Genomic DNA, 13,053 nt, shown 5'->3' with positions numbered 1-13,053 from the left:
GTTAAAGATAAGGTAGATGGGGAAGAGAGGTCTAGCGCGCTTATTGCAGCGGCAACGGTTCGCGATGCCACACTTCATGGCGCAGCACTCTCGCCGGATGGTGATCGGGCAAGGCCGGACCGCGTCCGAAGACCTTTTCGCGCAGCGTGCCCGGTGCATACGCGGTCTGCATCAGGCCGCGCTTTTGCAGCACGGGCACCACGTGATCGACGAATTCGCTCCACCAGCCGAGCGTCGTCACCGGCACCACGTTGAAACCGTCAACGCCTGCCTGCGCATAGCGCTCGACTTCATCGGCGATCTGTTCGGGCGTACCCGCAAAACGGCCGGACACGGTCTCCTTCAGCAGATCGCCGAACGTGACCGTACGATCCGGCGCGGCTTCGATGAACGCGCGCACGTTGCCGCGCACGCGATTGTTCAGCAGCAGTTCCGACAGCGGGCGGCCCGGATCGATACTTGACAGGTCGACGTCAAGGCTGCCGCTGTAGAACGCCTGCAGTGCTTCGAGACTGAGCCACGCTTTCAGCTCGCGGCGGCGCGCGTGCGCTTCCTGTTCGGTTGCGCCGATCACGGGCGCGAGCGAGACGATGATCTTCAGTTCGTCGTCGGCGCGGCCGAACGCGCGGGCGCGCGCACGCAGATCGGTGACGTGTTTCGCCGCGCTCTGCGGCGTGCGCGCGGCGATGAAGGTCGCTTCAGCATGACGCGCGGCGAACGTGCGGCCGGCTTCCGAGCCGCCCGCCTGAAACAGCAGCGGCGTGCGCTGCGGCGACGGCTCGGACAGATGCGGACCTTCGACGCTATAGCGCGCGCCGCGATGCAGGATCTTGCGCACCTTCGACGGCTCCGCGAATGCGCCGCTGTCTGCGTCGGCTACCAGCGCGTCGTCTTCCCAGCTTGCTTCCCACAGCTTGTAGACGACCTCGACGTACTCCTCGGCCCAGCGATAGCGCTCGTCGTGTTCTTCCAGCGCGTCCTGACCGAAGTTGCGCGCCGCGTTGTCGAGATACGAGGTCACGATGTTCCAGGCGACGCGTCCGTCGGTCATGTGATCGAGCGTGGACATGCGGCGCGCGAAGTCGAACGGATGATCCTGGATCACCGAACTCGTGACAGCGAAGCCGACGTGCTCCGTGGTGGCCGCCAGTGCCGACACGAGGCTGGCGGGATCGAGACTCGGAAACTGCATCGCCGTGCGGACCGCCGTGTCGCCGTTGGCGCTGAAGCGGTCGTAGACGCCGACTACATCGGCGAGAAACACCGTGTCGAAACAGCCGCGCTCGACCGTCTTCGCCAGCTCGATCCACGGCTGGAACCGTTTGTAGTCGAGCTGTCCGCGGCCTTCAGGGTGACGCCAGTAACCGTGGCTGTGATGGTTGGGTGTGACGTGCGTGAAGGCGTTGAAGATCAGATGTCGACGGGTCATGACAGCAGTTCCGTAAGCGTGGCGTGGGCGTCGAGGGTTTCCATGATGGGACAGTGCATGTGAGACGGGCACAGCTTGCTTACCGGCCAGCCGCCGCTTCATATCCCGGCGGCACGAGAAAGCCGCCATACGCTTCTTCGAGCAACCGCGCGAACGCAATCGGTGTACGGTCTTCGAGCCACGGACCGACGGCTTGCGCGCTGACGGGCAAACCCGTGTCATCGAGGCCGAGCGGAAAACTGGTGGCGGGCAATCCAGGCAGCACGGGCAGACCTGCCCAGTAGAAGAAATCGAGGAAGCGCACATCACGCAGACCGTCCTCGTAGGCCACGGGATACGTGCGGGTGTCTTTCGGCTCCGCGCGGTTATGTCGGAACGCGGGCGTGGGCGCGACAGGCGTCACGACCACGTCGAAGGATTCGAAGAGCCGTTCCCATTGATGTCGCAATGCATGCCGCGCTTCATCGGCTTTGAGCCAGTCGCGATGACTGAGCGTGGGCGCGCGCAGCCATGCGGCATCGGCGCTGTGATCGTCCGGCGCGAGGGCGGCGAGCCGTTGCCGTGCCGATTCGCTCTGCGCAGGCGGCTCGGCCAGTGATGAACCCAGCAGCGTGCGATACAACGGATGCGCGCGCGCCAGATCGGGCAGCACGCCGTCGGGCAGATCGGCGGCCCGGCTGACAGCGGCACCTTGCGTGCGCAAACGCTCGACCACGCGCTCGATCACAAAGCGTTCCGACAGGCTGGGCGCGGTGCCTGGCCATCTGTCGATCACGAGCACACGGAAGTCCGCCAGCCGTCGATGACGCGCGGGCGGCAAGTCGACTCGCCATGCTTTGGCCGTCAACGGGTCGCGGTTGAGCAGCAGGTCGAGCGCCAGTTCGAGATCGTCGGCACTGCGCGCGAGCGGCCCGGCCACACTCAGATCGCGCGCCGAGAAGCGTCCCGGCGGCGCGCCCGCGCCACGCAGCGACACAAGGCCGTAGCTGGGCTTGTGTCCATAGACGCCCGTGAAGTGCGCAGGAATGCGGATCGATCCGCCGATATCCGAGCCCAGTTCCAGCGCGACATAGCCTGCTGCAAGCGCCGCAGCCGAACCCCCCGACGATCCACCCGGCGTGCGTTCCAGATCCCACGGGTTGCGTGTCAGGCCGTACACGTCGTTGTAGCTCTGCAGGTCGGCCAGACCGAGCGGCACGTTGGTTTTGCCGACAATCACCGCGCCGGCTTCACGCAGTGCGGCAACCGCGAGCGAATCGGTCGAGGCGCGGTTTTCGGCGAATGCAGGGTTGCCGCCGCTGGTGACGAGGCCCGCCACGTCGAACGATTCTTTCACGGTGATCGGCACGCCGAGCAAGGGCCGTCGTTCGCCGCGCGCCAGTGCCGCGTCGGCTTCACGGGCTGCCGTACGCGCCTGTTCATCGTCGCGTGCGACAACGGCGTTCAGCTTGCCGTCCAAACGCGCAATCCGGGCCAGCGTGTGTTCAAGCAGATCGACTGCGGAAACGCGCTTCGCGGCCAGCGCTTGCGCCTGTTCCTTTGCGCTCGCAAAGGTCAGCGCGTCGAGCACGGCGGATGTCGATTCGTTCAGTTGTGGTGCGGTCATGATCGGAATGGCTCGCTTGAAGGGCAGCGGTTCAGGTTTTCGGTTCGATCCATGCGTCGGAGAAATCGCCGGCCGTCAGATCGATGCTGTTGATCAGGTTGTGCACTCTCGTCTGATAGACCTGCACGGCAGACGGAACCGTGACGAGCGGCAGCACGGGCAGATCGCGGCCGACGATCTGCTGGATCTGCCGGAACGAGGCTGCACGGCGGGTCTCATCCGTTTCCGTCGCAGCTGCACGGAACAGGTCGTCGACCTGTGGGTTCTGATAGTGCGAAGCATTGATCCAGATAAGCGGATGTTTGACCCCGTCCGACCAGTAGATGCGTTGCACGCCAACAGTCGGGTCGTAGAGACGGCCCAGCCCGTTCAGATTCAGATCGAACTCGCGCGCCGTGTAGGCGCGGCGCAGATAGGTCGGCAGATCGCCGTCGAGTATGGGCGCCTTGATGCCGATGCGGGACAGCGCGGCCCGCAGATAGTCCGCCGCGCGCCGGAAATCCGCGCCGCTGATGTAGTTGATCTTCACCGCGAAGCGCTGGCCGTCGGCCTGCTTCGGATAACCCGCTTCGTCGAGCAGACGGTTGGCGGCGCTCAGATCGAATGGATAGTGAAACGTGCTGTCGTCGTAGTAGCTCGCCAGCACGGCGGGCACGGGCGAGTTGACCACGCTCGAACGCTTGTAGAAAACATTGTCCTTGATGAAGTTGCGGTCCACCGCGTGCGCGATGGCCTTGCGCACTTCCGGTTTGGCGAGGATCGGGTTGTCGAGGTTGAATTCGAGGAAGGCCGCGTTGTTCAGGTACGCGTCGTAGCTGTCGTCGATCTTCAGTTGCGGCAACGTTGCCAGACGGCCGAGATCGGCGAGTCCGACGTTGGCGGCGGCATCGACTTCGCCTGTTTCCAGCGCGGTCGAGATCGACGCCTGGTCGGGCACGATCCGGTAGATCACGCGGTCGAGAAGCGGCGCACCTGGGCGCCAGTAGTTCGGGTTCTTGCGCAGGCTCACATAGCTGCCGCGCACCCACTTGTCGAACACGAACGGGCCGGTGCCGATGGGCGCGGTGAGGTTGGGGCTCGTCAGCGGATCGCCGTCGCCGTAGCGGTGCTGCGGCACGATCGGCAGTTCCGCCGACGACAACGCCCTGATCAGATACGGCGTCGGCTTGCCGAGCACCACGACGACTGTCAGGAGATCAGGCGTATCGACGCGTTCGACGTTGGCGAGCGTGATGCGCCCGCGCGGGCCGAGGCGCTTCTGCGTGAGGATCGAATAGCGGACATCCGCCGACGTGAAGCTCTCGCCGTCGTGCCACTTCACGTTGGGCCGCAATCTGAAGGTATAGCGCAGGCCATCGGCACTGACGCTCCATGCAACGGCGAGCAATGGCTGGGGATTGAACTGTGCGTCGTAGCGCAGCAAGCCTTCCGTGATTTTCGCGCTGATGTTGCGGATGACTGTGTTGGTGTCGAGCAGGGACACGAGCGACGGCGGCTCCTGCTGCACCGCATAGGTGAGCGTGCCGCCGGGTGTGGGCGTTGCGCTTTGTCCGGCAGTTGAGGAAGCTGCTTTCCCCAGCGACGGCCACGCGGCAGCCGTCCCCGCTGACAACACGGCCAGCGACGTCTGTATGAACTGACGACGATCGAAACGCATGGCTATCCCTGTTGAACTGGCAGTTCGCTGTCCGTGGCGAGGCCATGACGTGGAATGCGGCCAAAGAACGGATGGCCGGGATCGTTGAATCCGGGTGTCGACGGATGTCCGGTGGTGACGAGCGAGTCTACGAAAGCTTCGTCTTCGGCCGTCAAGCGGTAGCGCAGCGCGGGCAGATAATCGAGCCACTGTGCTTCCGTGCGCGGGCCTGCAATGGTCGAACTGATATAGCGGCTGTTGAGCACCCACGCGAGCGCGAATTGCCCGGCCGACAGCCCGCGCGCTTCGGCATGCTCGCGCACGCGCCGCGCCAGTTCCAGCGACTCCGGCCGCCATTCGGTCTGCTGCAGGCGGCGGTCGCTGCGTCCGGCCCGCGTGTCGGCCTGCGGCGTTGCGCCGGGTTCGTACTTGCCTGTCAGCACGCCACGCGCGAGCGGACTGTAAGAGATCACGCCAAGCCCGTATCGATATGCAGCCGTCAGTTGCTCGGCCTCGGCCTGGCGGTTCGCGATGTTGTACAGCGGCTGGCTGGCCACGGGTGCATCGAGTCCCAATGCCTGCGCGGTGTGGCTGAATTCGGCGATCTTCCACGCGCGATGGTTCGACAGTCCGTAATAACGCAGCTTTCCAGAACGGATCAGATCGTTCAGCGCGCGAACGGTTTCTTCCACCGGCGTGTCGTGATCTTCGCGATGGATGTAGAGCAGATCGATGTAATCGGTATTGAGCCGTTTGAGGCTTGCTTCGACCGCGCGGATCACATGTTTGCGCGATGCGCCGCGCGCGTTGACGTCGCCTTCGTGAGAAGGGTTGGCGAATTTGGTGGCGAGAACCCAGTGATCGCGCTGCGCGGCGATGCTGCGGCCCACTACGCGTTCGGATTCGCCTTTTGCGTAGACGTCCGCCGTATCGATGGAATTCACGCCCTGTTCGCGGGCCTGATCGATGATGCGTGCGGCGGTGGCTTCGTCGGTCGGGCCGCCGAACATCATCGTGCCGAGCGTCAGCGTCGATACCTGGATGCCACTGCGGCCGAGTTGTCTGTGTTCCATATCAGTCGTCTTCAGTTCGAGAAAATCGGAGAGGGGTTCAACGTTGCAGCCACACGTCGGCGAAACTCGCCGACACGCCGTCCGGCGAGATCGTGTGGTTGTGCACCGTGCGTGAATAGACGGTCAGGTATTGCGGCGACACCAGGTTGATGTCGGGCAGATCGCGTTCGAGAATGCGCTGGATCTGCGAGAAGAGCTGCTTGCGTTTCGTTTCGTCGGTTTCTTCGGCAACCTGTGTAAACAGCTGGTCGATTTCCGGATTGCTGTAGTGCGAGCCGTTAGTGAACGGCACGCCGCGCCGGAAATTGCTGGTCGTATAGAGCCGCGCTACGCCGGCGACGGGGTCGAACAGATTGCTCATTCCGTTGATGCTGAAATCGAAATCGCGGTCCGTATAGATGCGCTTCAGATAGGCCGACAGATCCTGGCTGCGCACGGTGACGGTGATGCCGACGCGTGCCAACGCCGACTTCACGTACGCCGCCGTACGCGTGGGCAGATCGCCGATGGGCAGTGGATCCACCGTGAGCGCGAAGCGCGTGCCGTCGGCTTTGCGCGGATAACCGGCTTCGTCCAGCAATGCGTTGGCGCGCTCGACATTGAACGGATAAGGCGTAGGCGTCGGGTCGTAGTAGGGGTTCGACGGAATAATGGGACTGGCGAGCGGCGTCGCGTAACCGTAGTAGATGACCTTGCGGATCACCTCGCGGTCCAGCGCGGACGCGATGGCCTGACGCACCTTCAGGTTCTTCAGCACCGGATTGTCGAGATTGAACTCGATGCGTGCGACGCCGGCCTGAAACTCGTAGCCGCGCGTTTCGAGCGCCAGTTTCGGGTCGCCCTTCAGGCGCTGCACATCGGACAGCGGCACGGGCGAATCGCCGCTCAGGTCCACGGAGCCATCTTCGAACGCGACGGTGCGCGCGGCGGGATCGCTGATCACCTTGACGACAATGCGATCGAGGTAGGGCTTGCCGGTATCCCAGTAGTCGTTGTTACGCTCGTATTCGATGTAGCTGCCGCGCACCCATTTGACGAAGCGGAATGGCCCCGTGCCGATGGGTGCGTTATTGGCGGGATTGCCCAGTACGTCGGTGTTGTCGTAGATGTGCTTCGGCACGATCGGCGTTTCCGACAAAGAGAACGCCTTGAGCAGCCACGGTGCCGGTTTCGACAGTGTGATGACGACGGTGTAGGGATCGGGCGTGGCGATATCGGTGACATTGGCGAAGGTGGTCTTCGCGCGCGGATGCACCTGCCTGAGCGTCTGGATCGAATACGCGACGTCGGCGGACGTGAAGGGCTTGCCGTCGTGCCATTTCACGCCGTGCCGCAGATGGAAGACGAACTTGCGGCTGTCGTCGCTGACCTCCCATGAGGTGGCGAGCGAGGGTTTCGGTTGCAGGCGGAAGTCGTAGTCGAGCAATCCTTCGACCACTTTCGGACTCCCCTTCAGCACATTGGTTGCCGTCGTGGCGAGATCGACGAGTGCGGTCGGCTCCGGCGTGACGACGAAATTGAGCGTGCCGCCGCGTGTCTGTGCGTGCCCTTGCGGCGTGGCCAGCGTAATGAGCAGCGTCAGCGCGAATCCGAGCGCGTGGTGGACGAGGCGGGCACCGTGGGGGCGGCGGGTCGCCCGCGTGAAGACATGAAGCATCGTATGCCTGCGTAGGAAAGGGAGAAGAGGAATGTCACACGGTGGCGTGCGCCGGCAACGCGCGGCGCGCGAGCACGCTGCGCAGTGGCACAGGATCGACCCATGCATCGATGTCGAAGTCCGATGGAATAAAGCCCCACTTGAACAGAAACTGCTTGAGATCGTCGAGCGCGTTCAGCGCGTGAGGATCGAGCCCGATCGTCAACTGTCGATGCAGGCCGCCCGGATACGCGCGCTCGACCCAATGTTCGGCGCTGCGGGTTTCGCGGGCGACGTACTGCGCGACATCGGGTGCATGCGTTTCGGCCCACGCGCCCGTATCGAGCGTGCGCGCCAGCACGCGTTCGACGAGGTCGGGACGCTCGCGCAAAAGTTGCGCGTCCACCGTCAGCGGGCGGGGCGTGCCGTTATTCGCGTGCAACAGGCGGTTCGGCTGTGCGCTGATATCGACGAGTATCTTTGCGTTCAGCACATTCGCGATCTCCAGCCCCGTCGCCCCTTTGACGAACACCACATCGGCTTCGCCGCGCAGCAAGGCTTCGGCCTCGCGCGCGAATTCGTGCGAGCGTTGTGCGTCGAGCCAGTCGGCGAGCGGTGCGTCGGCTGCCGGTTTCGCGTCCTGGAGGCCGCGCGGCGTATGCAGCAGGTCGACCAGATCGACGTCTTCGAACGGGATGCCGTAGACGCCCAGCAACGACGCAAAGCCGCGCAGTGCCGTTGCGCGGTGGAAATCGACCACGCCAGCACGCGTGTTGAGCGGCAGGCCGAAGCGGCTGCGCGCAAGCGCCTCCGGATTGGCGTCCAGTCGCCGGTCGAGCGTGATCAGCGCCTGGAACTCGTCCACCCAGCTCAGGCCGATCAGCCGCGTGTCGCTGCCTTGTGCACGCGCCCACAGCGCGGGAATGTTGCCACCCTGGCGAAACGACCACGGCTGCGTATGCGTGAAATGCGAGCGGCGGATGCGGACGTCGTCGGCATCCTGGAGTGCTTTGACATCGATGCCGTCGGCGGCGAACTCTTCTTCGAGCCAGCCCTTTTGCACGGCAATGCCGAATGGCGTCGGAGCGGGACAGCGTGTGTACCAGAGGCGGCTCATGGTTTGACCTTGTGATCGAGGGCGTCAGGCCTGGTTGAAAGAGGTGTTGCTTGCGGCGCCGCGGATGGATTCAGTATCTGAGTCCGGCTTCGCGCAATAAGGGCAGCACACGCTCGCCAAAGAAGGCGAGGTCCGGCTGAAAATCGAAAAAGCTCAATTGCACGCCGTCGACGCCGGCCTGATGCAGACGCACGATGTAATCCGCGATCTGTTGCGGCGAGCCCGTCATCGAGATGTTGCCGCCCACCGCGCGCGAGGCCGCCTGATTGCGCTGTTCCGCGTTGCCGCGCCACGCGTGCGCGTCGCTATCGAAGCGGTGGAAGCTGCCTTCGTCGCCGTGCGCCACGATGGCATCGCGATACGCGAGGGCTTCGGCTTCCGTCTCGCGGCAGATCACCATCGGATTGAGCAGGGTGCGGATCTCGCGGCCATACTTGCGTGCGGCCGCCTTCACGCGTGCCGTATGCGCCGGCAAGGCGGCGATGGCGGCTTCCACTTCGGAGCCTGCCGGACTCGTGATAAAGACAATGTCGGAGTGGCGCGCGGCGAAGTCGATGCCTGCGTCCGACCCCGTTGCGTTCACGAGCAGGGGGCGGCCGTAGGTCGGCTTCGGCGTGACAAACGCCTTGTCGAGCTTCCAGCTGGATAGCTCCGGCGCGAAGCTGAAGTTGTCGGGCTGCGCCCAGAGTTGCTTGACGGCCTGGAGGAACTCATCGGCGAGTTCGTAACGGTGGTCATGCTCGATACGGTGCCAGCCGAACATTTCGTGCTCGATGGCCCGATGGCCGGTGACCACGTTGATGCCCCAGCGGCCTTGCGAGATGTGGTCGAGCGTAGCGCTGAACTTGGCGAAATGCAGCGGATGCCATGGGCCGTAGAGCACGTGGCTCGTCGCGACGAGGATGATGCGTTGGGTGCGCGCGGTCATCGCGGCGAGCGACATGAAGGAGTCGAGCGCCTCGCCGTTGAACACGCCACCGTAGCCACCTTTGGGCAGCCATTGCGAGAGCGCGAACACCAGATCGAAGCCCAGTGCTTCGGCTTTCTCGACCAGCGCGAGGTTGTAGTCGAAGCGCCAGTCGGTCGTGCGAGGCAGGGTCGAAGCGCTCCAGCCGCCCGCCTGGATCGGCAGGAACAGGCCGAGTAACAGCGGCTGTTCGAGTGCACGCGAAACGGGACTATCGGCGAAGCTCGCCGGAGAACGGGCGGGAACGAATGGCGTGTTGGCGATCGTGTGCGTTGCTTCTGAGGCGGCTGAAGGCGCAGTGCTTTGAGATGTGAGGGTAGAGTGCGTCACAGTGAGTATCCGTGCTTGGGTAGCGGAAATGCGCGTGGCAGGTGCCAATCAGGATTGAGCCTTCCACACAATGTCGCGCACGTTCACTTTCTTCGGAATGAGACCGAGCGCGAACAGCCGGTCTGCTGTCGTCTGCTGTGCGTCGAGCAGGGCGGGTTCGAGCGCGGTCACGTCGAAACTGGCGTTCTGATTCACGATGGTCATGATGTCGGGCGCGATGCCCGTTGCAGCCGACAGCGTCGCGACTACGTCGGCAGGGTGAGACTTCGCCCACTCGGCCGCCTCTTTCGAGCCGTCGATGTACTCACGCACCAGTTCCGGATGCGCGGCCGCGAAGGTGCTGTTGGCGAGCAGGAAGCCCGAGCTGGGTTTGATATCGCCGGTGTACGCCAGAATGCGCGACGGCGTATGGCGCTGCGCGATCGAAAAGTACGGATCCCAGATGACCCATGCGTCGATGCTGCCGTTATCGTAGGCAGCGGCGGCGTCTGCCGCGCCGAGCGAAATCGATTTGATCTCCGATAGCTTCACGCCCGACTGCTCCAGCGCCGCTGCGATCAGATCATGCGAACTCGAGCCTTTGGCGTAGCCGACTTTTTTCCCGCGAAGATCAGCGAGGCTGTGTATGCCCGAATCCGCTCTCACCAGAATGCCTTCGCTTTTCGGTCCCGATGGCTGTGCTGCGATGTACTCGACATGACCACCGCCCGCTTGCAGAAAAATGCACCCCACGTTGCCGGAGTTGCCGAACGTAATCGCGCCGATGTCGAGTGCCTGCAACAAGGTCAGGCCCGAAGGAAACTCGATCCATTTGACGCGCAGGCCGTGCGCGCCGAAACGTCTCTCGAACACCTTCAACTGCCTGGCAACAAGCGGGATGCCCGTTTTCTGAAAGCCGAGCGTGATCGTGTCGGGCTCGGGCGTGAGCGCTTTGGCCAGCGGTGTGATGAAAGTCGAACCCGCCAGTGCAGCGACGCTGGCAGCGAGAAATTGTCGGCGTCCGGGCATGCGCGCCACTCCTGGGCAAGAGATACGGTGTTGATCGAACGAGGCATTGGCCGCGTAAGCGGCACACACATGAGCTGCGCGAGACTCAGGTCTGCCCCGAGGTGGGCGGCCGCACACCGTTCAGATAGAAGTTGCCGACCGCCGCGTATTTCCACCGCACGGGATCGTGCAGCGTGTGAACCCGTGCATTGCGCCAATGCCGGTCGAGATTGAATGACGGATGCGTCGAACGCGTGCCTGCAAGTTCGAACAGTTGATTGGTGGCGTCCACGGCGATCTCGGTAGTCAAGGCTTTGGCTTCCGCGACCGCAATCGATGCGCTGGCAATCGTGTCGGGTCCGGTATCGGCAAGACAACGGTCGATCTCGCGGCCGGCGCGGTCCATCATCGCTTCTGCTGCATGCAGTCGTGTCTTCAGGCCACCTAGCTGGAAAATCACGTACGGGTCGGCAGCGACGGGCGGGATGCCGCTTGCTGCCAATGTAGCGTCGCGATCGCGGATGAAGCCGATCGTCGCGTCGATGGCGGCACGCGCGATGCCCGCATCGATGCCCACGTGGCTGATCTGCGTGACAGCGTTCTGCGGCCACTCCGCGTAGCTGCGGTATATCGGCAGCACGTTGAGGGCAGGTACCCATACGTCGTCGAAAATCACGGTCCCGCTTGCCGTCGTCTTCTGGCCGAAGCTCTGCCAGTCGTCGAGAATCTTCATGCCAGGATGTCCTGCCGGCACAATTGCGACGACGCGGCGTCCCTGCTCGTCCTGACCAATGGTCGAGACATACTCGGCGAACAGCGCCCCCGTCGAGTACAGTTTGGTGCCCGACAGACGGAAGCCGTCGCCGTCCGGCGCGATGGTCATCGCTGACCCGGTGGGCCGCCGTCCACCCACATCCACGTTCGCATTGCCGAAGCGCGCACCGCGCAGAATCTCGCCTAGAAAGAATTCGCGCTGTCGCGCGTTACCTGTTTTCCAGAGCCAGAAGACCGCGCTGTTATGGTTCTGCTGGATCTGTGCAATAGACGGGTCGGCCGCCGCGAGAATCGCGAACACGCGGGCCACCGTCGCGTAGGAAACCTGCGCGCCGCCGTATGCGGTAGGCACTGTGATGGCCCACAAACCGGCGTTCGAGCAGGCGTTCAGTTCGTCGTACGGCAAGATGCGTTCGCTATCGCGGCGTGCGGCATCGATGGCGAAATGTCTGGCCAGTTCCTGTGCGACGCGAATCGCTTCATCGTCCGAGCCGATGATATGTGCCGCCGGATAGTCGCGCGGCGCAGTTCCGCTGTTTCCGGGCAACGTGATATCCGGCGCGTGGGCACTCATCCATGGCTCCAAAGCTGTTTATCCCGGAACGGCAGGTGCCGTCCGGCTTGATAAGCATCGGAAGTTATCAGCCAACAGATACCGTGGACAACGAATAAAAGTTTCTATTCATATGTGATTCATCGAACGGTGAAATGAAGCATCGGCGTAAGCAAAGCAGAATCGCTTGGTTCACGCGTGCACACGGGCTGGTTATGTTGTCGTGTTGCGTGGAGGCGGTTGATGGCGACATCTGCTCCACGGCTTTCACGTTGCTTCCTCTAAGACAATTCGAATCATCGAACCATGACAAGTCTCAACGAGTATCTGGTGCAGAAGCGTGCGGCGTGGCTCGCGAAGCGCGCAGCGGCGCGCAAAGACCCGCATATCAAGGCGAATCAGCTGAAAGCGAACGTGCGCGCATTAGGGCGCAGCGGTGTGCGCGAGATCCGCATTCGCGATTTCCAGGTGATCAGCGATAGCCCCGAAGATTTCGCGGGCTATAACCTCGGGCCGGCGTCGCCTGAATTGCAGCTTGGCGTACTCGGAAGCTGCCTCACGCACATCACCCTGATTCAGGCGGCAGAGCGCGAATTGCGGATCGATTCGATAGAGGTGGAAGTGACGGGTGAGCAGCATCCGCTTGCGCAGCAACCCGGTTTCGAACACGTGCCGATTTTCCCGCACAACATTCGCTATACGCTCGATATCGTCTCGCCTGAGTCGCCCGAAGCTATTCGTGCGTTGCATGAAGCGGTCGAAGCGGTCTGCCCGATCTTCAATCTGCTCAAGAATCCGCAGACGATCGAAGGCGAGTTGCGGCACGCAGCGACGGCATAGGTGCAGCAGGTGGCTGGCTGTCGTCGCATTGACTGTCGGCCTGCACGGTGAATCCTCGATGCAAAGCTAATCTCTTTTGCTTGTTTTTCGTTTTGCAAGGCACGC

Annotated in this window: 10 protein-coding genes; 1 reads left to right on the top strand and 9 read right to left on the bottom strand. The window is 63.2% G+C overall.

Annotated elements, in window-relative coordinates; all coding sequences use genetic code 11:
* Positions 1 to 40: 40 nt before the first annotated feature.
* From DK391_RS00320 to DK391_RS00280, 9 genes are all read right to left on the bottom strand, one after another.
* Positions 41 to 1,429: an LLM class flavin-dependent oxidoreductase gene (locus DK391_RS00320; RefSeq protein WP_109475987.1), complete on the bottom strand. Its 1,389-nt coding sequence runs from the start codon at positions 1,427 to 1,429 to the stop codon at positions 41 to 43.
* A 79-nt stretch (positions 1,430 to 1,508) separates the two neighbouring features.
* Positions 1,509 to 3,035: an amidase gene (locus DK391_RS00315; protein ID WP_109475986.1), complete on the bottom strand. Its 1,527-nt coding sequence runs from the start codon at positions 3,033 to 3,035 to the stop codon at positions 1,509 to 1,511.
* Positions 3,036 to 3,066: 31 nt separating this feature from the next.
* Positions 3,067 to 4,692 carry an ABC transporter substrate-binding protein gene (locus DK391_RS00310; RefSeq protein WP_109475985.1) on the bottom strand — a complete coding sequence of 542 codons (1,626 nt, stop codon included), beginning with the start codon at positions 4,690 to 4,692 and terminating at the stop codon, positions 3,067 to 3,069.
* 2 nt (positions 4,693 to 4,694) lie between these two features.
* Positions 4,695 to 5,744, bottom strand: a complete 1,050-nt coding sequence (locus DK391_RS00305; protein WP_109475984.1) for an aldo/keto reductase — start codon at positions 5,742 to 5,744, stop codon at positions 4,695 to 4,697.
* A 37-nt stretch (positions 5,745 to 5,781) separates the two neighbouring features.
* On the bottom strand, positions 5,782 to 7,401 hold the full coding sequence (locus DK391_RS00300; protein WP_109475983.1) for an ABC transporter substrate-binding protein: 1,620 nt from the start codon (positions 7,399 to 7,401) through the stop codon (positions 5,782 to 5,784).
* Positions 7,402 to 7,435: 34 nt separating this feature from the next.
* Positions 7,436 to 8,497: an ABC transporter substrate-binding protein gene (locus tag DK391_RS00295; protein WP_109475982.1), complete on the bottom strand. Its 1,062-nt coding sequence runs from the start codon at positions 8,495 to 8,497 to the stop codon at positions 7,436 to 7,438.
* 70 nt (positions 8,498 to 8,567) lie between these two features.
* A complete protein-coding gene (locus DK391_RS00290) occupies positions 8,568 to 9,728 on the bottom strand; it encodes an LLM class flavin-dependent oxidoreductase (protein ID WP_239482651.1) in 1,161 nt (386 codons plus the stop codon).
* A 114-nt stretch (positions 9,729 to 9,842) separates the two neighbouring features.
* Complete coding sequence (locus DK391_RS00285; protein WP_109475980.1) at positions 9,843 to 10,802, bottom strand: aliphatic sulfonate ABC transporter substrate-binding protein; 960 nt, start codon at positions 10,800 to 10,802, stop codon at positions 9,843 to 9,845.
* An 85-nt stretch (positions 10,803 to 10,887) separates the two neighbouring features.
* Positions 10,888 to 12,129, bottom strand: coding sequence for an SfnB family sulfur acquisition oxidoreductase (locus DK391_RS00280; protein WP_109475979.1), 1,242 nt, complete (start codon positions 12,127 to 12,129; stop codon positions 10,888 to 10,890).
* Positions 12,130 to 12,414: 285 nt separating this feature from the next.
* On the opposite strand from DK391_RS00280, the gene DK391_RS00275 reads away from it, so the two are divergent.
* Entirely contained in the window at positions 12,415 to 12,948 is a 534-nt protein-coding gene (locus DK391_RS00275; protein ID WP_035994546.1) for an OsmC family protein, read from the top strand.
* Positions 12,949 to 13,053 lie beyond the last annotated feature (105 nt).

It is taken from the genome of Paraburkholderia sp. C35 (genome assembly GCF_003121405.1).
In the GTDB taxonomy this organism is placed as follows: Bacteria; Pseudomonadota; Gammaproteobacteria; order Burkholderiales; family Burkholderiaceae; genus Paraburkholderia.
This window is presented reverse-complemented; position numbering and strand designations above follow the sequence as displayed.